Raw genomic sequence first — 21,660 nt, 5'->3', positions numbered from 1 at the left:
GCCATATATTTTAAATCTGACTGGCAACTGCGTGCCATTCAGGTAAACCCGATATCGTCCATAAAACAAAAGAGATGCTGAATGATGAATGTCTATAGCCATCGTGCCTCACAACGAGGTTTTACCCTGATCGAATTGCTGGTTGTTATGGCGATTTTGGCCATGCTGGCAGGTCTGGTGGGGCCCAGGGTGATGAGTGCGCTCGGCGAGTCGAAGAGCAAAACTGCCCGGGTACAGCTTGAAGAACTCTCAGCAGCCCTCGATATCTATCGCCTCGATACAGGTAACTACCCTCGTAGTGAGCAGGGGTTGATCGCATTGGTGCAACGAGTAGATGGCTTGGATAACTGGAACGGCCCCTATTTAAAGAAGCCGAGACTGCCGAAAGATCCTTGGGGTGCTGACTATCTCTATCGCTATCCTGGTGAACATAGCGACTTTGATCTCTACTCCCTGGGTTCAGATGGTGTAGAGGGTGGTGAGGGTGAAGCCCGGGACATCAACAGTTGGGAGTGATGGGTGGCTGTGCCTACCAAATCATCCGGCTTCACGCTACTGGAGCTGATTATTGTTCTGGTTATTGCCGGTGCCCTTGTGGCTCTGGTTCCCCCGGTAATTAGTCGGGTCTTACCAGGGGTAAAGCTCAAAGGGGCGAGTCAGGAGATGGCTTCAGCGATGCGTTTCCTGAGAGGTTGGTCCGTTGCTCAGGGTAAGCAGGGTCTGTTCGTGCTCGATCTGGAGCAAAAGCACTACACCATCTCCCCCCGTGAGAGGATCTACGAACTACCCCAGGGGGCTGACTTAAAGATAGTCGGTGCCAGTGACGAAGGGGAAGGGGATCGGCAGGGCGGCATCCGTTTTTTCCCCGATGGCAGTTCCAGTGGAGGGCGAGTCACGCTTTCAGCTGCAGGAAAAGCCCATCAGATCGATGTGGACTGGCTCACTGGCAGGGTCTCACTTGTTCATTAATAGCAGCCGACAAAAGGGCTTCTCTCTGCTTGAGGTTCTTGTGGCGTTCACACTTTTGGCGCTAACTCTGGGGGTGATGATGAAAACCCTCTCCAGTAACAGTCGGGGTCTGGTTGTCGCTTCACAACACTCCCAAGCTGCCACTCTGGCAGAATCACTTATCTCAGAGGTCGGTGTGACTGAGCCGTTGCAGGTCTCCAGTCTGGAGGGTCAGTCTGAGGATGGCTATCACTGGCACCTCAATGTTGAAGAAAACCCAATGGAAAATGGTTACCTCAAAGGGGCCTCGTTTATTGTTACCGCAGAGATCTCCTGGGGAGAGGTCGGATCTGGCAGGCGCTATGTGTTATCGACCTTGCGTTACTGACAGGCACTACAGGATCAGACGCAGTCACGGTTTCACCCTGGTGGAGCTGATTATTGCCTTGGTGCTGATGAGTCTGATCATGGTGCTGCTATTTTCAGGGCTGGATCTGGGGCGGCGCAGCTGGCAAACCACAGCCGCCACCAGTGAGCGCCAATCGAACCAGAGATTAGCCTTTGACTTTCTGCAGCGCAGCATTAGTGGTATGTACAATGAAACGTTGGCAACAGAAGAGGGGCTTGAACCGCTCTTTTTTGGTTCCGAGGATCTTTTGCGATGGGTAGGGCCCACCGCCGCACAAGCTGGGCCTGGTGGCGCCTCCCTGTTTCGTCTGGAGTTGTTAGGTAAAGAGGAAGAGAAGCTACTACTACTGAAGCGTTGGCTCTATCACCCTGAAGTGCTCGAAGAGGAGCCGGAAGCCGGCAGGGATTGGCGCGCATCACTGGCCAGTGAGTGGACACCTGCTGACCAGGATGTTGCCACAATACGCTATAGCGAGCACCTTCTGCTTCGCGGCCTGACTGAGGTGGAGTTAGCCTACTATGGCTCACTTCAACGCGGAATTCCTGATGAGTGGCATCGTGAATGGCAGGATAGCGAAAAGCTGCCCCGGATGATCCGCATCCGCCTCCATTATAAAAACAGGGTCACACCACCGCTGACCATCACTGTTCGGGCAGCCCAGGGATGAAGGGGGGTCAACAGGGTGTGGTGTTAGTACTGGTGCTTTGGATGCTGGTTCTGCTGCTGGTGATTGTTTCTGCAGTCTCCTCCACCGTACATACAGAGTCGACCCTGGCTCACAATCAACTTGATCAAACCCGTTTCCGGGCAGTGGCAGATGCGGCTTTCTATTATGGGGCTGCTCGCGGTTACGATCGTGATGTTGAGATGGCCTGGAACTCCGATGGGGAGCCTTATGAGTGGCAATTCAATGGTGTCGATATGGAGATCCGACTCCTGAAAGAGAGCGAGCTGATCGATCTGAATCGTGCCACAGCGCAGCAGCTAAGGGCCTTACTCGAAGAGCTGGAGGTCGATCCCGATCTGCATGAGTCATTGATTGATGCGATCCTCGATTGGCGTGATAGAGACTCCCTGCATCGGCTCAATGGCGCTGAAGATGACGATTACCGGGAGGCAGGTAAAGCCTATGGGGCCAAAGATGCACCGTTCACAACGGTTGATGAGCTTGGCTTGGTGTTGGGAATCGATGCTGATCTGAAAACAAGAATGTTGCCTTATCTGACAGTCGGCAGGTCAGGGCCTCGTCAAAAAGCATCACCCTTGTCAGGTGGCTTTGGGACTTCGCTTGGGACTGCTGCCAAAAATGGAATTTGGGTGTTAGTAACAATAGCAACAGACAAGCAGCCCTATTACGCTGAAGCGCTGGTCAGGCAATCTAAGGACAGACTAAGGCTGGTTACGATAGACTATGGGGTTTCGTCGGCCGCTTGGTCGTTAATTGAAGAGTGAGGCAATAGCTTGTTGGAAGTGGCTGGGCAGGAGTTTATCAGGAGCTTACAGGATCAGTTCATCGATCCCGTTAAAGCTTGCCTTGCAGCACGTCTGGGCATGGTGGCGCAAAACAGTGGTCGGCTCATAATAGCTGAAAATTCAGCCAACTTTATCTCCCCCCAGAGTGGCGCTTCGATTGAGCTTGACTCTCCGCAGCAGGATCTCAGTCGTCTGAAAGCATTTGTGCATCGTTACTTTGAAAATAGCGACCCCAGCATAGAGATTGAAATTGATCATCAGTTGCTACTGATTCGTCAGGTTCGTTTGCCACTGGCAGCAAAACGAAATCTAGTGAATGTGGTTGGTTACGAGATGGATCGCCTCTCACCCTTCGAAGCCGACGAGGTCTACTTTCATTTCACGCCAATGGAACAGAACGAAAAAGGGGGCTGGCTGGAGGGATGCCTGATTGTCGCCCAGAAGAGCAGGCTCGATCCCTGGTACCAGCTACTCTCTGAACTCGGCATAGCCGTCGAAAAAGTAACTTTGACCGGGGAGTCTCAACCCCTGACATTGAAGTCTCGAGAAGCAGGCATGACTCAGTCTCGCACTGGGGTTAGCACGTTCTTATGGGCCGCTGTCGCTGCACTTTTCATTGTCGCCATGGGCAGTATGGTTTGGCAACAGCGGCAAATTGCTATCGATCTGCAGCAGAAGATGCAAACCGCTCGTGAGCAAGCAACAGAAAGTATGAAAATTGAAGAGAAGCTTTCGCAGCGAAGACAAGCTGTCGGAATGGTTTCGGCACAAAAGCAGGAGTACCTGGCGATGTCAGATCTGTTGCTGGAGTTGACCCGCCTGATTCCCCCTGGCAGTTGGCTACAGCGTGTCAATGTTGCATCAGAGAATTTAGTGGTCACCGGATTATCAGACCAGGCATCTGAATTGATTGCCTTGCTTGAGGCTTCCCCCTGGTTCGAATCGGTGCGTTTTAAGTCGCCGGTGGTGAGGGATCGAAGATCTGGTAAGGAGAAGTTCGACCTTGCGATGAAACTGAGTCAGGAGCAGCTGAAGTGACCCCTCCCGTATGGTCAAAAAAACAGTGCGATCTGGTATTGCTTGGTACCCTGGTTCTACTGCTGCTTGTGGGCTTTAGCCTGTTTATGATTTGGAGCAACCTGTTGAGTGGCTACCAGGAGGCGGCTGAGGATGCTCGTCATCGGACAGCACACTATCTACGTGTCGCTGAGCGCAAACAGTTGGCACAATCTGAACTCGATTCATCCAAGCTGCAAACCCTGATCCAACAAAACTATCTGACAGGTGATGCACCTGGAGTAGCCTACGCCGAACTGCAGCAGCAGATCAAAGAGCTGATTGCCACAGCTGGAGGTGTGGTGCTAAGTACCCAATTGGTACAAGAGCCACAAGATGAAGATGAAAGTGCCGAAAAAATTATTGTCAGAGTACGCGCGCAAGGAGAGAGTTACGCCTTGCAGAAGATGATACAACTCCTAGAGGCGAGGAAGCCCCTGCTTTTTTTTGAAAAGCTGTCGATTTCAGCTCCAGTGAAAATCAAACCGGATAGTGCCGAGCTGTTGGATATTCGTTTTGATGTCTACGGCTACTTTTGGAAAGAGGCATCATGAAAAAAGCGGCGATTGCCATTTTGTTGCTGTTGATCGGAGTGATCGCATATGAATGGATCACTTGGCCTGAGAGGTATGACCGCGCAGTGGATGTAGTGGCAGCTGAGGGTGAGTCAGGCCAGAAGCCTGTCAACGCGACGGAGCATCAGGTTTTAAGGCAGGAAGCAGAAGCCTATCTGGTGATTGCTGAGCAAACCCTGTTTCGCTCCGATCGAAAAGGGTTTCAACAGCAGGTGAATGAGCAGCCGGATCAGCGTTCGCGGCCACCACTGCCTAAAATTCGATTATTGGGGATCATACTGACCGAAAGTGAACCCCCTTCAGCGATGGTTTTCGTCGAAAAAAGCAAGAAAAGTCGCATTCTGCATGTTGGTGATGAACTTGGTAGCTGGAAAATAGAAGAGATCGATTCCGGGTATGTCATGTTGAGCTGGGAAGAGCAGCTTGAAAAGATTCAACTGCGAAAATTTTGAATCATGCTGCGTTTTAACCAACTCGCATTGAGACGTGGAAACAAGCTGCTCTTTGAAGCTGCTGAGTTCATCCTGCACGCTGGTTGGAAAGTCGGCATCACAGGTGGTAATGGCACCGGAAAATCGAGTCTTTTCAGCCTGATTCTTGGAGAATTACAGGCAGATCACGGAGACTTGAATCAACCACCAGGTCTGGAGATTGCTCATGTTGCCCAAGAGACGCCGGCCCTCTCCCGTAGCGCAATCGATTACGTTATCGATGGAGACGCTGCTCTGCGAGCCATTGAGCATGAGTTAGGGGAGGCTGAGGCAAGGAGTGATGGTGTAGCCGTAGCCCGGCTTCATGATGCATTACATAGTGCAGATGGCTATCGGGTAAAAGCAAGAGCCGGTGAGTTGATGTATGGCTTAGGTTTTTCCAGTGACGACCTGGATCGACCAGTCAGCCACTTTTCAGGTGGTTGGCGGATTCGGCTCAATCTGGCCCAAGCGCTGATGTGCCGTTCAGATCTACTGCTTCTCGATGAACCGACAAACCATTTGGATCTGGATGCGGTTATCTGGCTGGAAACCTGGTTGCGGAGCTATCAGGGTACCTTGCTGATGATTTCCCATGATCGTGATTTTCTCGATCAGGTAACTGACCATATTGTCCATCTGGAACAGCAACAGGCAGAGCTCTATAGCGGTAATTACAGCGGTTTTGAACAGATTCGCGCTGCTCGTCTTGCCAACCAGCAGCAGGCCTATGAGAAGCAGCAGCGGGAAATCGCTCATATCGAGAGTTATGTGAACCGCTTTCGTGCCAAAGCCACTAAGGCAAAGCAGGCCCAGAGCCGACTTAAGGCGCTGCAGCGAATGGTGGTGATCGGTCCGGCACATGTGGACTCGCCATTCCATTTTGACTTTCCAGAACCAGAGAAGAATCCTCACCCGCTACTCAAGCTCAACCAGCTCGATGGTGGTTATAGCGGAGAGAGAATTATAGAAAATGTCTCTCTCAATCTTGAACCGGGAGATCGAATTGGCTTGCTGGGCCCGAATGGTGCCGGCAAATCAACGCTGATCAAAATTATGGCCGGCGAGCTAAGTCCACTTTCCGGAGGCTACGAACCGGCACAGGAGTTACGCATTGGCTACTTCGCACAGCATCAACTGGAACAGCTGGATGCCGAAGCCACGCCACTGTTGCATCTGCAACGCCTGGATCCATTGGCAACAGAGCAGTCACTACGCAATCATCTGGGGGGCTTCGGATTTCATGGGGATCAGGCGCTTGACAAGGTAGCCCCTTTTTCCGGTGGAGAAAAAGCGCGTCTGGTATTGGCGCTGCTTGTCTACCAAAAACCCAATCTGCTGCTGCTGGATGAACCGACTAATCATCTCGATCTGGAGATGCGGCATGCTGTTGGGCAAGCTTTACAGACTTTTCAGGGTGCCATGGTTATTGTTTCACATGATCGTCATCTATTGCGCATCACAACAGATGAATTGTGGTTAGTACACAATAAAAGGGTGGGCCATTTCGAGGGTGATCTGGATGCCTATCCTGCCTGGTTAAGTGCTCAGCGAAAGGAGGTCAGCTGTCGCAGTGAGGAGGTGCCGCCAAGTGAACACTCCTCCGCATCCAGAAAAGAGCGCAAGCGTCTTGAAGCGGAGCAGCGCAAACGCTTACAACCACTCAGGCAGGCCCTTGGGAAACATGAGAAACAGATCGAGGATTTGCAACAGAAGCAAAAGGATATGGAAATATTACTGAGTGATAGTTCGTTGTATGATTCTGGTCGCAAGGAGGAGTTAAAAGACCTGCTTAACAAAAAGAGCCGAGTTGATCGGCAATTGAACGATTGTGAAGAACAGTGGCTGGAAATCAGCGAGCAACTTGAAGCTGTACAAAGTGATAAAAAAGTTTAAAGTATTGATATCACCCAGGCACGAGCATCATCTTTTAAGTGTCAGGTTGGTTTGAAGGGAAAGGTTTTGTTGTCGAATTTTCGATTCTCAACAAGCCAGGTCAGTGACTGACCAAGCGCATCTTTTGTTTTAGTGCATGGGACGAATAGTGTGCGTAGATTTTTTAATACATGCGCTTTATTGAGAGATGACGATGAACATCTATGTAGGAAATCTGCCCTGGAGTGTTAAGGATGACGATCTGAGAAATATGTTCTCAGAGTTTGGCGATGTATCTGCTGCGAATGTAATAATGGATAAGTTTTCCGGTCGGTCCAGAGGCTTTGGTTTTGTAGAGATGCCAAATTCAGATCATGCTGAATCTGCAATTCAATCACTGAATGAAAAAGATGTAGAGGGGCGCAATCTGCGTGTTAATGAGGCAAAGCCTCGTGAAGAGCGTCCACAACGCAGTCATCAAAGACACTGATTGAGTTTCTCGCCTATCTGCTGACCCAGACCGAAACTCTTAATTAAACAAGTGACAGCTATTGATTCTTCAATAGCTGTCACTTGGTCTGGTAACTGGGCAAAGTGCTTTTAGCTTTGCTATAGGGGTGTTTGTACGCCTGTTTTTATTCTCATCTACCCCTGCGTTGGAATGTTGAGTGGAGAAGCTGATTCTCAGATCAGTTTTTTCAGCTCTTATTTATTCACTCAGGGCTACCGGCCATTTTCTCCAAAGTGTCATATTTTCTCTTTCCTAGTGTGATCACTTACCAGAAGGATTTGTCTATGCGGTATACTAAACCTAGATTCCGCAATTGACCGCTGATATCTATCGTAAGGTAATGAAATGCCATATCAATTTATGGTATTTATACACAGCTATTGGGTGAAGCCACGAACGCTAAAAGTATTTGTGAAAAACCTCAGCGCGCCCTGCTGCGTTGTCGTTCTTGTTAAGGGAATAACCATTAACTGCAAACGACGCCTTGCCGGGCACACCGAGATTTCCCACAAATACATGTTCAACTGCGGATTCTAAGTTTAAGTTGATCGAATGGGTTGGTTTGGATTAGTGCAAAGATGAAAACTTTAGTTGTCTCAATTATTTTGATTTTCGCGGCCTTTCTGATATGGCCATATAGTGCAGTTTACCGATTGGAGCAGGCGCTGGTAGAGGATGATCATCAAACACTCAGTGAAATGATTGATGTTGAAGCAGTGAGGGAACAGATCAAGCGAAAACTGAATAAGAATGTTGAAAGCAACATTGGAGATGTATCAAACGGATTTATTGATTGGCTGCAGAGTGGCATTCAACGCTTAGGTGCCAACGCAGTGGAAGAGATGGTGGATCTCAATTGGGTGATCAGGCAATTGCGCTCTCATAACCGTACCACTGACCAGGGTGGTATCTATGATCAGTTAAGCTACGCTTTTTTTGACGGTCCCGACAGATTGCTGCTGCGAATTGGTGAATTGGGTGAAAAACCTGTACATGTTCATTTGAGTCTGCAAGGTAGCAACTGGCGTATCACAGCAGTTTATAATTGAGGCGGCTCTGAATGGTACAGAATCTATGACGAGGTACATAGCGGGTCATAATCGCATAAAGCTCAATTGATCAGGGATGAAATGGGTCTAAGCAGGTCGCTAAAATACCCTACAGAGTTGAACTGTTTGCTGTAACTACAGTGTGACATGTTTACGCCGCACCACTGCTCAGTGATTAGCCTGGATTGACGGTGTAACAGATTGATTATAAAAGGAATTAAGGGATGATTTAAGGATAAGTCTGTTAGCTGGCCAACTATCACAGGCAAGCGTGAGCAGCCACTCGATCCTGGGGCCTGTCAAAATGCTAAAGATAATGTGAAATTGGCCGATCTTAGATGCTGAAGCACGGTTCTACCGCCTTCAAAATCTATAGAGTACGATAATAAAAGTAGATAGCGATCAAGCACATCTACTTAGGAGAATTTAGGGAATCGAAAGATGGCCGAAATCAGTTTCAATCAAGCCCTTTTCGACGTATGTCCAACCGGGATGCTGGCAATTGACGATGAAGTCTGCATACGCTGGATCAATCCTGCATTAGAAGAGATGTTGAGCCTCTCGGTTGATGAGTTGGTGGGCAAGGATAAAAATACCCTTCCCGAAGGGTTGCATGCGCTGTTTGACGAGACAGATATGCTTCACCTGTCGCTCAATGGCGATGGTGAACGTTGGTTGCGCAGGGAGGTGAGGCAGGTAAATGATGGATCACAAGAACCCCTGAGACTCCATTTCTATCAGGATATCAGTCAGCAGGTTTTAGCTCAGCGGGAAAGCGATGAGCTGCGTAAACAAGTTGAGGATCTGACCATCACTGATGAACTCACCAGTATGGCAAACAGGCGGGCTACACTGCAGGCACTGGATACCCAGGTCACACGCAGTCGTCGCTACGGTAACCTGTTGACCCTTTCCGCTGTGCGGTTGACTCACCCCGACGGTGCAGGGTCCAAGCTTACAGATCACTCTATTTTGGTTTTGGCGCAATATCTACGTGAGAGGCTGAGATGGGCTGATGTGATCGGTCGATTTGAAGATCAGCTGTTTCTTTTGCTTATGCCTGAAACCAGTAGAGAGGATGCGGAAAGTTTGCTGCAACAGATCGTCCAGGAGTGCCAGGAAGGCGCTTTGAAGGATCTGGGTGACGATCCACTTCCCATATTGGAGATTGGGGTTGCTGCATGGAGCAAAGGTGATGATCCGCAGCGCTTGATTACCCGCACCATAGAATCGATCTGATATACACCTCGTCATAGATTCTATGCCACTCCTGCACCCCAAGGGTACTTCCTGCGGGGCGTGGGGCAGGCCTTGCGGCTAGCCCTTTCCAGACTCGCTGAAAGGTATAGAATCTATGATGAGGTAGCCTGGCAGGCAGAGTTGAGGATTAAGGACGTACAGCTTGTACTGCAGGCTTAATCCTAGATTCCGCAGTGTACCGCTCCATTACTGATAGTAACGTGCGGATTCAGATGAAAAAGTGTTCACTAGGATAATGCCTGACACTCAACGTATCAGCTTCGATGATGGTATCAGCCGAAAAGAGCTGAATGCTGTTCAGCAGCGTTTTTTACGGCTGCATAAGCAGCGCTTGCGTAGAATATATCAGGAGTTACGCCCCAGCCAGCAGGAGTTTCTAAATCTTCTGCCTCTACTTTTCCACATAAACCACCCGATGCTGCCAGGTTTTGTCAGTAGTGACACGGTTACTGGTATACCTGATTACACACCATCGAAAGTGGCATTGGAAACGGCTGCAAAGCTGAGCCGCAGTTTTAAATACAAGAAGCGCGCTCAGCGTGTCTACCATATTCACGGTCTCTACCTGATGGGTAGTACAGGGACTATTGGGCAATCATTTGGTAGTGATTTTGATGTTTGGCTATGCCATGACCCTGCCCTCGATGCAGTGCAGCGTGATCAGTTGCAACAAAAAGTGGCATTGATTGAAAAGAGTGCCCTGGAATTGGGTTTGGAGCTGCACATTTTTCTCATCGACCCTGAGCGTTTCCGTCGAGGAGAAAAGGCCCACTTGTCACGGGAGAGTAGTGGAACGACGCAGCACCACCTGTTGTTGGAAGAGTTTTACCGAAGCGCTGTACTACTGGCTGGTCGTTATCCTCTTTGGTGGCTTGTTCCTCCTGAGCATGAGCCAGAGTATCAATCCTATGTTGAGTACCTGCTTTCTCATCGCTTTGTTAAATCGAGTGAGGTTTTTGATCTTGGTGGACTTAACCAGGTAGAGGCTGGAGAATTTTTTGGTGCAGCCCTATGGCAGCTCTACAAAGGCATAGAATCCCCCTATAAATCGATACTAAAGATCTTTCTCATGGAGGCTTACAGCCACCACTATCCCCGTCCAAAGTGGTTGGCGCAACAAGCGAAAGAGGCGATCTATTCTGGTGAGACTGATATCGATATGCTCGATGCCTATCTTTTGTTGTACCAGAAAGTCGAGTCATTTTTAAAGCAAAACAAAGACCATGACAGGCTGGAGTTGGCCCGAAGATGTTTCTATTTCAAGGTAGGAGAGCATCTCAGTCAGGTAAAAAAAGGTGATGAAAACTGGCGTAGCCGTCGGATGTTGAAACTGACTCGACAGTGGGGATGGGGACAGACACAACTGCAGATGTTGGATACACGTTCTGAGTGGAAAATAGATCGAGTAATCAAAGAGCGAAATGCACTGGTCGGAGTCTTGACCCGCAGTTATCGATTACTCACAGACTTTGCAAGAAAGTTTGCCAAAGAGAGCCATATCGACCCTCATGAGCTCAATCTGTTGGGGCGAAAACTCTACACTGCTCTGGATCATCGCACGGGTAAAATTGACCATATCAATCCAGGCATCTCAAAAAACCTCTCAGAAGATGATCTCTCCCTCTACCATCGTCCGACCAGAGATGGCAGTGTTGCTTGGATGCTCTATAGAGGTACTATTGACGAAGATATACTGCTCGATCAAAGACCAATAAAAATTTCCAGCAATCTGATGGAAATCCTGATTTGGAGCCATGTAAATCAGGTCTGGTCAAGGCATACACGAATTGTCCTGGTTTCCGGTGATAGTGAGCTTACGAGAAAAGAGCTACTTTCACTTCAGCGTAGTGTAGTTAAACTCTTTCCTGACTACATGCCGCCAACGGCAGGTATGAAAACCTTGGCCAATCCTGCTTATGCCGAAATGGTTGGGTTGTTCCTGAATATAGGAATTGACCCAATGGAACGCCTGACCAAAGAAGGTAAACAACTGACCAGTGAGCGTCATGATCCATTGAGTTTTGCTTCAGCCAGGATCAATCTCGTAATCAATTTGGAAAAGTTGGTTCACACCAGTTGGGGTGAGCTTTTGATAACCGAGCATAGTGGTGCGGACGGTTTAGTGGATGCGTTATGCAGCATCCTCAATATGCCTTCCAGTGAGAGTAGTGGCTTACCAAGTATCAATGCCTATAGCTACTCCTGTGCGCGGGGTAGCCAAATTGCACAAAGGGTAACAGAGCTTTTTAATCACGTTGTTGCACAATTTAAAAGTAAAAAATTAGAAAATGGACGATATCTTTTTCGGTTGGGTACGGATTTCTTCATTGTCCAGCAGCAGGAAAAAGGTTATTCGTGGCGAAGTGTTGAGTCCTTCGACAGTATGTTGGACGAATTGATGCAGCCACAAGAGGTGTATCGTCCCTTGGGATTTGACCCGGAAATTATGGCAGACAGTCCATATCCGGTGCTCTATGCCCACAACAGACAAGATGTAATTCAGCTGTTTTTTGAACTGACACCACAAGGGATAGATATCTATATACTTGATGAGCAGGGTTCGTTGTTTAAGCAAAGATTAAGTGCAGATAGTCCACGCTTCCTGATGTTGCAGCAACGTCGCTTTCTGAACAGTCTGCAACAGCTTAGAAATCTGATTTTAGTCAGTGAAAGTGATCTACTGACTGAACCGGAATTTTTTGAATTGAAAAGAGGAAAAGAGAGTAAATGGCACGTTAACCTGCGTAGTGTTCCACTGAAGAGATCTGATGACTATATGGAAGTGGTGTTGGTTGCTGACAGCGCCGAGTCTGATGCAAAACTTGTCTCCTTGATTTGTGGAGAGAGAGAGTTTACGCAAATGGAGTATGGCCGTGCGCTCTATGCGTCAGTAGCTGAATATATCAACAGTTTCAGAAAGGGCGATGCTAAATATCCCGTCTATCTGACTTCAGTTCGTCTTAGCGGTATTCAGACGCCACAGGCTTTGGAAACAGTCAACCTGTTGAACCTTAAAAAGCGAGTAGAGCTGAGACTGAATCAAGCAGTTTGAGTTTAGTCAGAAAAGTTACATCTGTCGCTTGGAGATAGAGTTGATCCAGGGTTATCAAAAAAATAGTATTGACTCCTCAACTTTCTACATTAATAAGTTAATGAAAAGCAAGGCCACTTTTTAGTGGGGAGATAACATATCTTTCTTACCGTGCAAGTCACTATTCAGCCACATGAGAGAATAACTTTGTTGCTTCTTGAATAGACCTAAGATGCAGGGTGCGGCCCTGCCGCACCCTACACCAGAGGCTCTTTTTATAATTCAGCTGTTATGCCATTCAAGTTCGAGCCCAGCCTCTATTTATTCCAAACAACATGCCACTATTTCGCCCAGACCTGGGCGAGTCACTTCTCTTTATCGATAAAAAAACCCGCAATGTTATTGCGGGTTCTTGATTACAGAGGTCTGTAAAATGATTTAGAGATTATTTCTAAATCAGCTTTTTCTGTATCGTTGAGATAATCTCACACCTAATAGTCCAAGCCCAAGTAGTGACAGTGTTGTAGGTTCAGGTACTGAGTTGAAACTAACATTAGCTCGAGAATTTATGCTGACACTGTAATCGCCATAGCGGTTGTTGTAGTTGAAACCCGAGAGAGCCTCACTAAAGCTGAAATGAAAGTCTGACACAGCCAGAATATAGCTGCCTGCATTCAAGACTCTGCTAATAAGTGAGTTTAAACCAGGGCCACCATCATCATTGCTGGCAACATAGTCAGATGCACCCAATGAGCCGTCGTTTTCAAACAGATAGATCTGGGTGTCAAAGTAACCAGAGTTAACTGCAATATTTGTTCTGGCTCTGGCATCCTGATCAAAAATCATATATGACACCGAACCAGTTCCACGTTGAGTAATGTCACCAGTACTCGAAATGAAATTAGCTGAGCTGGCTAGTGGAAGCAGCATTAACAACCCAAAAAGTAATTTAGGTACGATTTTCATCAAAGTATCCTTGAATAAAGCTTACAAATTATCAGCTAGCAGATGTTAGCTAACTTGCTGGTTAATAGCATGAAATGTGCCAGGAACATTAAAATTACACTGTTTCAATAGCTTAGCGCCGATCTAAACCTGCTGTTCAGGGCGGCTGGATAGATAAATGTAAAATATTTCGACATCCACTTGAAGCAGGATAGTCTGGAACGGTAACGGCTTATGTAAGACTTGTTAGTCTGCCGACTCTGTCAGCGTTTGATTTTGCGCAGTGTTCTTTCAGTCCAGAATTTATTTTTCAGATTACTGTTAAAGGTTACGACCTTGCGTGGAATTACAGCAAGACTCTCTTTTCCAGTCTTTAAGTCAAGGCCATACCAGTATTTCCAGAATAGTGCTCTTGGATCACCCTCTTTATCGGTATTTACCAGTCCCCAGTCTCGGTCGATGATCTTGATAAGCTCACCATTTTTATAATAGAGCGTTCGGTAGTCAGCAAAGCTTTTTGTGTCGACATAGCTGATTCTGTAGTCATACCACCAATCATTGAAATTTGTTGTACTTTTCAGGCCATAAACTTCTTTGTTCATGTGCCTGCAACTGCGTTCTGGAATGTGCCCGGCGTTGCGTGAAATCTCACCCTCAAGGCTATCTATGGTGCCCAGGCAGGTACGCATTTTCTTTTTTCCCAGTAACTCATGAGTCTCATCACCAGGTTTACGCAACATAACATCACCAAAGGTAAAGACGCTTCCTCCCCAGGCATCTTCATAACGTGGCTGCGCAAAGCGTCTTATTTTCCTCAGTTTAGGAAGCCATGCCATGTAATCCTTGTTTTTATCTTCATCTCTATATTCAGTAATCAGCATCCCGGTGCCACGAAGATTTCCCGAGTGAAAAATCGCCAGGTCACGGGATTGGATAGCATCACTCTCCTTATACCTGTTGTTGAGATGACGTTCCACGGAAGTGAATTTTGGGCTACCGTATTCCGATTTGTTGACAAGCACGCTAAGTGTTCTGCCTCGCCTTTTGATAGAGAAATTATCGAAGCTGTAGAAGTGGTTGGCATAGTAAACCTGATCAGCCAGCTCCTCTGCAGTTATATCTGAGTCAGTTAGTGGATACTCCAGGCTACGGTCTACTCCGGCAAAACTCTGTAAAGAGATAAGAGTGAGAGGTATTGCCAAAAAGATGATATGAAAAAGAGAGTGCTTACGGCTGTACATTATACTTCTTCCCTACAATAGCTAACGGGTATATCGGCTGGTACGTGACTGTTGTTTCATCTCTTTGGTGTATTTAAAGATGTCCTGTTTCACGCGATCTAAATCGCCTGTTGCCAGGTAGTCCTGATGTAGCTTGTTTTGATATTCAGCAGTTAATTTTTTATAGAAGATATAGCTGCCAGGTGATTTTGTCCTTATATGTTCAGAGAATCCTTGAAGGTCTACAACTTGAGAGGACTCATTCTCGTCATCTCCAAGCCACATTGAGTTGGCTGGGGGGTGGAACTCATTGGTGCTGAATTCTGCTGCATCTGCTTTGACAGCATCGATATACCCGGTATCCATGGCATAGGCGCGATTTAGAAATAAGAAAACAGCTAACAGGCCAAAAAGTAGGGTGGCTGCCAAGCGCATTGGCTGAAATATCATTAGAGAACTCCTTCTATGATCCACTGTTCCAAGAGTTTTAATTGGTTCCTGACCGGATTATCCGGTGCATGGTCCGTGTTAATTATTTTGAGCTTTTCAGCTCTCTTGTATTTATCTTATCAGCATTGATCGGCAAGCAGTTCAGTTTCTTAACACTTTTTATTTTAATATGCACCCTTGGTCAGGGTAGTTACGAAACAAAGAGGAGATGGTATTGATGGCGTCAGTGCTATGCGACTGGGTGGTGCTAATAAGATAAGATTTATATGTCGTAGCCGAACAGGCGCAAGTTATCTCTAAATACGTTGGTATACTCGCTCTGTAGTTGTGGAGGTAGTTCATATTTCCAGCGCGCTACTGACTTTTGAACGGATTTGCTGGTGATATGCTGACGCTGAGACTCAGATAGCTTATGCGTCTCCTCTGTAACAACTTCCAGAATCTCTTCACTGCAGGGTATTGAGAGAGCAGTGAATAGAGACCTAAGGGTCGATCTGGTGTTGAGTAGCAGATCTTCGTAGTGGAGCAAATAGGTGTTGTTGTGATTCTGTTTGTAGTAGGCGCTGAATTCGGCAACTTCTTTGGTCACATTTTGATATGCTGTTGTTTTCTCCTTTTCAATATCGCCACTACTTTTACCCTTAGCACCGAAATGTAGTGCTGATAAAACCATGTCCCTAAAATCACGGACGAGCACTATCTCTCTTGCCTCTGGGTAGAGCTCTCTGACCGCTGAACTGAGTTGTCGACAGGTTGTGCTCCCGTCACCGGAAAAATAGGGTATTTTTTCCGCAAAGAGTTGAGGTGAAGGCAGCTCTTGCTCTTCAGCAATAGAGAGGTAGTAGTTCTCAACCGCCTCCTGGCAGAAGCTCATAACCTGACTGTAGTAGACCTCATTGAACCAGGATTGACGATGTTCGTTAGAGAGAAAGTCCCGATTGAATCGCTGTTGGTCAATCTGGGTTAAGTTATTGTTTGTTGTTAGCAGCTGTTGTGACACCAGGTGTAACCAATACTCCAGTGCAAAAGTCTCATAGGGGTGTTGATCTGCAACAACAATAGCCGGATGCTTTGCCAGCAACTGCATCAACCAGGTCGACCCGGTTCTTCCCAGGGTGGTTATGATGATCGGCTGCAGTGCAGGTTTAAATGAGGTTTTGGTATTGGAGCGCTCTAATTTTATTTCAGCAACCGGAATGGTCTGGCCACTATCAGTGATGGCGGTGATCGATAGGTCTGTGTTTTCAGGTAGACCCAGTGTCATCAAGCTGGTTGAGAAGCCACAAAGGGGATTAATCGAACTGTCATGAAAGTGCTCTGCCACATCAGGACGCTCTACCGAAAGTTCGATTCTATGAATGCTATACGAGGCTTCATCCCTGTTTATCGTGATTTCAAGCTGTTTGATATCGACTCTATTGCCAAGGATCCAACCAGAGATTTGAATCTTATAACTAGAACCGGAGTCACCCAAGGTGGGCGTATCAAGATGAAAACCCCTTATATGGATATCATCGGTAGTCGCTATCTTTAGGATTTTATAAGACAAAACTATGATATCCCTGTAGTGCGGCATCACTTTTGCAGGCCACTTTTTGAGTGTATCTTATCGCTGTTTATTTTGTGACGTAGATCACAGTATACCTTTGGTCATTTGCCTTTTCCATGTTTCAGGTCACGCAGAGGGTGTAAGCAAATAAGAGTGCTGCCCTTAATTCCGGATTTCGCTGCGGATGACAGATCAATCCTTGCAGGGAGTGGTGGGGTAGGTAGGAGAGGCGAGTAGCGCCAATCACTCACCCAGCTGAGTCAGTGATTGGCGGTCTAAAGTGATTACAAGACTCTCAGGAGTCGGTAGCGTCCTGATAAGATTGGTTGAGTCTCAGTCTCATTATTTCTGGGGAGGCGTTGCAAGACCCAGGTACTCGATTTCAAATACCAATGTCTCATTGGGCCCGATCTTTTTGCCCGCTCCTTTTACACCGTAAGCCAGTTCGGGTGGCATGACAACACGCCATTTAGCACCTGGTTGCATTCTGCTGATCGCTTCCCTGAAACCGGGTACAACACCGTTCAAACTGAACTGGGTAGGTTTACCGCGAGAGTAGGAACTATCGAACATCGTGCCGTCGATCAGGGTGCCTTTATAGTGAACCTCTACCTTGTCTTCAGCCTTGGGAGATGGGCCATCTCCTGGGGTAAGTACCTCAAACTGTAAACCGTTTTCAAGCACAGTCACGCCTTCACGTTTGGCATCCTCTTCCCGATATTTTTTTCCTTTTTCAAGATTTTCCTTGGCCAGTGCATTTTTAACTTCTTTGAGCTTATCGAAGTGTGCTTTCAGTGCTGCTTGCATCTCTTCTTGTTTGAGCTGAGGTTGCTTCTTTTGCAGAAAGTCGGAGACAGCTGCAGAAAAAGCATCAATGTCTAAGTTGGTGGCGTCCTGTGCCACAAGCATCTGCCCAATTTGTAAACCAACCGCATAGCTATACTTCTGTTGTTGGGTTTCCAGTTCAGCTGCATAGCTGCTCTGCGCTAGAGATAAAGCCAGGACTGCCAGGATCAAGAGTTTTAATTTCATAGTGTTATTTTACCTGTTTAGTGGATTTACAAAGCTTTCTATGACCCCTGGATGATAACAATAGTTCGACCGAATGTGTCACTCTGAGGGGCAGGCCGCTCTATTCTGAGGACCTCTGTTTCTGGCTGTCCTCTGGAGAGAGGGATTGGGCAATGACATAGGCAGGTCTTCGTTTGACCTCCCGGTAGATCTCCCCAATATATTCGCCGATGAGGCCAAGTCCCAGTAGGATCATGCTGCCCATGGCGAGGATAAGCAGAATGACAGTTGGAAACCCTGCTTCAGCATAGCCTTGCCACTGATACCAGAGTGTTTGCAGTGTCAGACCGATGCTGAAAAGAACCCCAATGGCACCCAGCCAGGTGACAATCCTCAGTGGTACCGAAGAGAAGCTGATGATGGTTGAGCGTGCCAGGCCCATTAAGCGACCCAGGCCCCAATGGCTCTCACCAGCATTTCTTGCCGGTGGATCGAATTCGATGGCTACAGCATCAAAACCAAGCCAGGTTGTGAGACCACGGAAAAATCGGCCCACTTCCGGCAGGGAGATATATTGATCGATGACAGATCGGTCGAGTAACTTGAAGTCGCTGGCGCCATCCATGTTCATACCACTGGAAAGGTTGAATGTCTGATAGTAGAGTCTGGCGCCAAAACGTCGCAGATATGATTCATCCTGGCGTTTGCGTTTGACTGCCTCAACCAGCTTCACCTTGCCGTTATCCCAGAGATCAATCATTTGTGGAATCAGTGGTGGTGGATGTTGTAAGTCCGCATCCATTACTATGGCAGCCTGGCCTGCGGCACCGCGAAGTCCGGCCAGAATGGCAGCCTCTTTGCCAAAATTTCGACTGAGGCGTATCGCTTTAATGGGGATCTGACTGCTGGATGAAAGAGTCTCGATGGCCTCCCAGGTGCTATCAGTGGAGCCATCATCGATGAGTACCGCTTCGAACTCTGTATCACAGGGTGCAACACTCTTTTCCAGACTCTGCCAGAACTGTACGAGGCCGGAATGCTCGTTATAGATTGGAACAATCAATGAGATCAACATGTCTGGCTCCGGCTCAAGAGTTGAAAATATAGCGCCTCATCGTAACAAAGTTAATGGCGATGATAATAGCTTCAGTGATTATCTTTGAAGCAACAGGGTGTAGTTGCAGCAGGTCAACGAAAAGCAATAGTAAGATAATGCTTAGACTATAGGAGACAATCCACAGCAAAAGGTATTGAAAAAGCTGTTGCCGAAGCGTTCCCATGCCAAAAGCGTGATCATCAAAAACAATGGTTTTGTGACCGATGAATGCGATCAGCGCGCCAACCACTCTGGCTGCAGTCTGCGCGGCAATGATGCCGATAATGGGGTAGAGGAAATAGAATACCAGGAAATCCACAACCCAGGATGAGCCGCCAACGACCAGATATTTTAGAAACTGATGATCCAGCAGTTTTTGGCTTAATGCTTTTAGTGAATCAAGATTCATGGTTGGGTTGAGAGCAAGTCTTGGCAATTGGTGTTGTTGTCACTAACGAGCAGGCGCAATGGGGTGTGGGCGGAGCGTATCAATAGACAGCTTTTTTCAGCAGCACTATCTGCAGATTCACTTGATCTGTAGTCGAGGGTCACATGAAACTTAAATCTCTTTGAGTTTTTTTTGTGGGCGCCATCAAGAGTGACTTTAAAGGCTTTCGGGTGTTGAGGCGTAATCAGAATCAATTGATGCTCCTGATCCCCTGGTGGGTGCCTTGAAATACCGCTTAGTCGGACTCTCATGTCACTGGTTTTGTCTACCCTGAGTGACCCCTCTCCAGCCTCGAAGAGAGGTGGATAGGGAGGAGAGATAGGTAGGATAATCAGCTTTGGTGGTTTGAGCTTGGAAGCCTTTTTAGGCGTAACCTCATGGGAAATATTTCGCATGCATTGGCAGGCTTGGTCATAAGACCAAAGGTTTTTCTCTGTGGTGTCCACAGTGGCCAGGCTTCGGGCACTGACCAGTATGCCAAGTTTTTTCGCTTCATCCCCTCTAATCCGGGCCTGGGCATATCTGGCGCCATTCAGTACCGTATCGAGATAGTAGGCATCCTTGATCTCAGCTGAATAGAAGGTCTGGCTGGAAGGGGATTCCAAAAAAAACTCATAAACTGCATCAAATTGAGCCAGTTTAGGGGTTAGTTGCTTCTGCACCTGCAGTGCCTGTGTGCTCGCCAAAAGAATAAAAATGGTCGCGATCAGGGTTTTTAAACCGATATTCAATCTGGGTAGACGCGCCAAAGTGGCAGCCAGAGTCATAGCAAATAGCCACCATGGCAGCAGCAGGTAACGGTTCGCCTGAGTGATGCCCGGAACTTGCGTCAAAGGGAGAAGAGGCAGCAGTACCGCCAGAAGTGCGACAACGAGCAGGGTAACGTTCAATTGTTTAGATTTGGCCAGAGAAGCAAGTAGAACCACGAATATAAAGATTGCTGCCCAGGGAAGGTAGGGGCCGGCAAAGAGTAAGTCAGGTATTGCTGAATAGTCGAGCAGGGCATCAGAGAGTGAAAATGAGCGGCCACCCGCGTCATAGCCCCCTACGAAAGAGCCGAGTACAGCCAAGCGCCAGAACATATAACCGATAGACCAGGCGAACATCGGCAGCGCCTGATAAATACGGGTAGTGAGTCTCTCATGTTGAAAAAAGATCAATACGAAAGGCAGGGGGAAATAGACCTCTTTGCAGGTGGTAGCGAGGATGTAAAACAGTGTGGAAAGGGCGGTGAGTAGCCACTGCTTTCTATCCAGATTGAGCCGATAGGCAGCTACTGCGAGGATGGTAAAAAAGAGTCCGGCAACATAGTGGCCAACCATCAGTTGTTGTGCAACAAACAGGCTGGGAACCCCGGCAAGGAATAGAGCAGATCCGAGAAAAGCAATTAGTGGAGTGGCCCAAATGCGCAGCAGGAAATAACTCCCCAGGGCGCAGCCGGCAAGAGTCGCAAGATGCTGAAAATAGAAACCCTTTGGACTCAGTCCAAATAGCCATAGATTGATATCGAAAATCAGTGGGTTCGAGGGCGTCAGATTGTTTAAAGAGTAGCCCCGGGTAATTGCGGGATTAAAAAAATAGTCGAGCGGTGAGAAGCGGCTGGCATAGTCGAGCAGCCAGCCATCATCAAAGCGCCAGTTGCCTGAAAGGGCGTTCAGGTTAAGCAGGAAAGTTAGTGCCACCAGGCCGAAAATAGCGGCGGCGGTGATCAGGTTGTGGCGAAGTGACACAAAATCGACCTTAGATACTCTTTTTTAGCGGCATTGAAGCATTATCGTATTGGAAAGAAACCGTAACATGAACAGAATGGCAAAAGCGACTCTCCTGCATTATCGCCACGCTCAAGACAGTCATGCCAGTTGATCGATTTTCCTGCTCTTCTCGCACCTATTAAAACGGAATATCAAGAGGCGTACTGATCGAGTTTGCGTAGGGTGGGGCCATGCCCTACCAAGTAGTCAGCTAGTGAGGGAGGTGGCAAGTTTCGACGTGCCTGCAGGGGTTGTAAATGTTTCTCCTCAGGATGCACTTCAGCCTCTATTTGCTGAGAGCTGGCAGGCCACTGCCTAGTCCGTAGCCTGGATGAAGTGTAACGGAATCCGGGGGGAACAGCGCACCAACCATCCCGGATTCCGCTTCGCTCCATCCAGGCTACCTTGCTGAGATATTCATGAAGCTGTGAAGGTTGCATGTGGTTATGGCGTTTTCGGCAAGCTTTTGGTGGGGCATGGCCCCACCCTACGCCAATACGGGTAGGGTGGGGCCATGCCCCACCAAGTAGTCA

At 47.8% G+C, this 21,660-nt stretch carries 22 protein-coding genes; 13 read left to right on the top strand and 9 right to left on the bottom strand.

Features of this window, described 5'->3' with window-relative positions; all coding sequences use genetic code 11:
- The first annotated feature begins 81 nt into the window (after positions 1-81).
- From gspG to AC4IE7_RS05320, 13 genes are all read left to right on the top strand, one after another.
- Positions 82-516, top strand: coding sequence for a type II secretion system major pseudopilin GspG (gspG, locus tag AC4IE7_RS05380; RefSeq protein ID WP_490775785.1), 435 nt, complete (start codon positions 82-84; stop codon positions 514-516).
- A 3-nt stretch (positions 517-519) separates the two neighbouring features.
- Complete coding sequence (locus AC4IE7_RS05375) at positions 520-969, top strand: GspH/FimT family pseudopilin (protein WP_490775784.1); 450 nt, start codon at positions 520-522, stop codon at positions 967-969.
- Positions 959-1,336, top strand: a complete 378-nt coding sequence (locus AC4IE7_RS05370; RefSeq protein WP_490775783.1) for a type IV pilus modification PilV family protein — start codon at positions 959-961, stop codon at positions 1,334-1,336. The genes AC4IE7_RS05375 and AC4IE7_RS05370 overlap by 11 nt, the downstream gene beginning before the upstream one ends.
- The gene (locus AC4IE7_RS05365; RefSeq protein ID WP_490775782.1) at positions 1,311-2,024 is read left to right on the top strand and encodes a prepilin-type N-terminal cleavage/methylation domain-containing protein; all 714 of its coding nucleotides are present in this window, start codon (positions 1,311-1,313) and stop codon (positions 2,022-2,024) included. Before AC4IE7_RS05370 ends, AC4IE7_RS05365 begins: the two co-directional genes overlap by 26 nt.
- Entirely contained in the window at positions 2,021-2,809 is a 789-nt protein-coding gene (locus AC4IE7_RS05360; RefSeq protein WP_490775781.1) for a type II secretion system minor pseudopilin, read from the top strand. The genes AC4IE7_RS05365 and AC4IE7_RS05360 overlap by 4 nt, the downstream gene beginning before the upstream one ends.
- Before the next feature lie 18 nt (positions 2,810-2,827).
- Positions 2,828-3,868, top strand: coding sequence for a PilN domain-containing protein (locus AC4IE7_RS05355; RefSeq protein ID WP_490775790.1), 1,041 nt, complete (start codon positions 2,828-2,830; stop codon positions 3,866-3,868).
- Positions 3,865-4,440: a type II secretion system protein GspM gene (gene gspM, locus AC4IE7_RS05350; RefSeq protein ID WP_490775780.1), complete on the top strand. Its 576-nt coding sequence runs from the start codon at positions 3,865-3,867 to the stop codon at positions 4,438-4,440. Before AC4IE7_RS05355 ends, gspM begins: the two co-directional genes overlap by 4 nt.
- Positions 4,437-4,913, top strand: a complete 477-nt coding sequence (locus AC4IE7_RS05345; protein ID WP_490775779.1) for a type II secretion system protein N — start codon at positions 4,437-4,439, stop codon at positions 4,911-4,913. Before gspM ends, AC4IE7_RS05345 begins: the two co-directional genes overlap by 4 nt.
- A gap of 3 nt (positions 4,914-4,916) precedes the next feature.
- Entirely contained in the window at positions 4,917-6,827 is a 1,911-nt protein-coding gene (locus AC4IE7_RS05340; protein ID WP_490775778.1) for an ATP-binding cassette domain-containing protein, read from the top strand.
- 193 nt (positions 6,828-7,020) lie between these two features.
- Positions 7,021-7,296 carry an RNA-binding regulator gene (rbp, locus tag AC4IE7_RS05335; protein WP_490775777.1) on the top strand — a complete coding sequence of 92 codons (276 nt, stop codon included), beginning with the start codon at positions 7,021-7,023 and terminating at the stop codon, positions 7,294-7,296.
- Positions 7,297-7,895: 599 nt separating this feature from the next.
- Positions 7,896-8,366, top strand: coding sequence for a DUF2939 domain-containing protein (locus tag AC4IE7_RS05330; protein WP_490775776.1), 471 nt, complete (start codon positions 7,896-7,898; stop codon positions 8,364-8,366).
- Between the two features lie 441 nt (positions 8,367-8,807).
- Complete coding sequence (locus tag AC4IE7_RS05325; protein ID WP_490775775.1) at positions 8,808-9,605, top strand: GGDEF domain-containing protein; 798 nt, start codon at positions 8,808-8,810, stop codon at positions 9,603-9,605.
- 256 nt (positions 9,606-9,861) lie between these two features.
- Positions 9,862-12,678, top strand: coding sequence for a class I adenylate cyclase domain-containing protein (locus AC4IE7_RS05320; protein WP_490775774.1), 2,817 nt, complete (start codon positions 9,862-9,864; stop codon positions 12,676-12,678).
- Positions 12,679-13,113: 435 nt separating this feature from the next.
- Here the strand turns inward: AC4IE7_RS05320 and AC4IE7_RS05315 are convergent, their stop codons facing one another.
- The 9 genes from AC4IE7_RS05315 to AC4IE7_RS05275 form a co-directional block, all read right to left on the bottom strand.
- Positions 13,114-13,503, bottom strand: coding sequence for a DVUA0089 family protein (locus AC4IE7_RS05315; RefSeq protein ID WP_490775789.1), 390 nt, complete (start codon positions 13,501-13,503; stop codon positions 13,114-13,116).
- Positions 13,504-13,865: 362 nt separating this feature from the next.
- Complete coding sequence (locus tag AC4IE7_RS05310) at positions 13,866-14,843, bottom strand: outer membrane lipoprotein-sorting protein (RefSeq protein ID WP_490775773.1); 978 nt, start codon at positions 14,841-14,843, stop codon at positions 13,866-13,868.
- 21 nt (positions 14,844-14,864) lie between these two features.
- Positions 14,865-15,272 (bottom strand): hypothetical protein, encoded by a 408-nt coding sequence (locus AC4IE7_RS05305; RefSeq protein ID WP_490775772.1) that lies wholly within the window; start codon positions 15,270-15,272, stop codon positions 14,865-14,867.
- Between the two features lie 262 nt (positions 15,273-15,534).
- Positions 15,535-16,821: a sulfotransferase gene (locus tag AC4IE7_RS05300; protein ID WP_490775771.1), complete on the bottom strand. Its 1,287-nt coding sequence runs from the start codon at positions 16,819-16,821 to the stop codon at positions 15,535-15,537.
- Positions 16,822-17,163: 342 nt separating this feature from the next.
- Positions 17,164-17,853, bottom strand: coding sequence for a BamJ family beta-barrel-assembly machinery protein (bamJ, locus tag AC4IE7_RS05295; RefSeq protein WP_490775770.1), 690 nt, complete (start codon positions 17,851-17,853; stop codon positions 17,164-17,166).
- Between the two features lie 100 nt (positions 17,854-17,953).
- Positions 17,954-18,907: a glycosyltransferase family 2 protein gene (locus tag AC4IE7_RS05290; protein ID WP_490775769.1), complete on the bottom strand. Its 954-nt coding sequence runs from the start codon at positions 18,905-18,907 to the stop codon at positions 17,954-17,956.
- 13 nt (positions 18,908-18,920) lie between these two features.
- The gene (locus AC4IE7_RS05285; protein ID WP_490775768.1) at positions 18,921-19,337 is read right to left on the bottom strand and encodes a GtrA family protein; all 417 of its coding nucleotides are present in this window, start codon (positions 19,335-19,337) and stop codon (positions 18,921-18,923) included.
- On the bottom strand, positions 19,334-21,106 hold the full coding sequence (locus tag AC4IE7_RS05280) for a hypothetical protein (RefSeq protein ID WP_490775767.1): 1,773 nt from the start codon (positions 21,104-21,106) through the stop codon (positions 19,334-19,336). The genes AC4IE7_RS05285 and AC4IE7_RS05280 overlap by 4 nt, the downstream gene beginning before the upstream one ends.
- A gap of 173 nt (positions 21,107-21,279) precedes the next feature.
- Positions 21,280-21,567 carry a hypothetical protein gene (locus AC4IE7_RS05275; protein ID WP_490775766.1) on the bottom strand — a complete coding sequence of 96 codons (288 nt, stop codon included), beginning with the start codon at positions 21,565-21,567 and terminating at the stop codon, positions 21,280-21,282.
- Between the last annotated feature and the right edge of the window lie 93 nt (positions 21,568-21,660).

Source organism: Candidatus Thiodiazotropha sp. AKAK3 (genome assembly GCF_058244645.1).
Note: the sequence above shows the minus strand (reverse complement) of the source record. Positions and strands in the feature narration are given on the sequence as shown.

Coding starts and splice junctions, on each gene's coding strand:
- gspG (WP_490775785.1), top strand. CDS start 82: ATGATGAATGTCTATAGCCATCGTGCCTCACAACGAGGTTTTACCCTG.
- AC4IE7_RS05365 (WP_490775782.1), top strand. CDS start 1,311: ATGTGTTATCGACCTTGCGTTACTGACAGGCACTACAGGATCAGACGC.
- AC4IE7_RS05360 (WP_490775781.1), top strand. CDS start 2,021: ATGAAGGGGGGTCAACAGGGTGTGGTGTTAGTACTGGTGCTTTGGATG.
- AC4IE7_RS05345 (WP_490775779.1), top strand. CDS start 4,437: ATGAAAAAAGCGGCGATTGCCATTTTGTTGCTGTTGATCGGAGTGATC.
- AC4IE7_RS05340 (WP_490775778.1), top strand. CDS start 4,917: ATGCTGCGTTTTAACCAACTCGCATTGAGACGTGGAAACAAGCTGCTC.
- rbp (WP_490775777.1), top strand. CDS start 7,021: ATGAACATCTATGTAGGAAATCTGCCCTGGAGTGTTAAGGATGACGAT.
- AC4IE7_RS05330 (WP_490775776.1), top strand. CDS start 7,896: ATGAAAACTTTAGTTGTCTCAATTATTTTGATTTTCGCGGCCTTTCTG.
- AC4IE7_RS05325 (WP_490775775.1), top strand. CDS start 8,808: ATGGCCGAAATCAGTTTCAATCAAGCCCTTTTCGACGTATGTCCAACC.
- AC4IE7_RS05320 (WP_490775774.1), top strand. CDS start 9,862: ATGCCTGACACTCAACGTATCAGCTTCGATGATGGTATCAGCCGAAAA.
- AC4IE7_RS05315 (WP_490775789.1), bottom strand. CDS start 13,503: ATGATTTTTGATCAGGATGCCAGAGCCAGAACAAATATTGCAGTTAAC.
- AC4IE7_RS05310 (WP_490775773.1), bottom strand. CDS start 14,843: ATGTACAGCCGTAAGCACTCTCTTTTTCATATCATCTTTTTGGCAATA.
- AC4IE7_RS05305 (WP_490775772.1), bottom strand. CDS start 15,272: ATGATATTTCAGCCAATGCGCTTGGCAGCCACCCTACTTTTTGGCCTG.
- bamJ (WP_490775770.1), bottom strand. CDS start 17,853: ATGAAATTAAAACTCTTGATCCTGGCAGTCCTGGCTTTATCTCTAGCG.
- AC4IE7_RS05290 (WP_490775769.1), bottom strand. CDS start 18,907: ATGTTGATCTCATTGATTGTTCCAATCTATAACGAGCATTCCGGCCTC.
- AC4IE7_RS05285 (WP_490775768.1), bottom strand. CDS start 19,337: ATGAATCTTGATTCACTAAAAGCATTAAGCCAAAAACTGCTGGATCAT.
- AC4IE7_RS05275 (WP_490775766.1), bottom strand. CDS start 21,567: ATGCAACCTTCACAGCTTCATGAATATCTCAGCAAGGTAGCCTGGATG.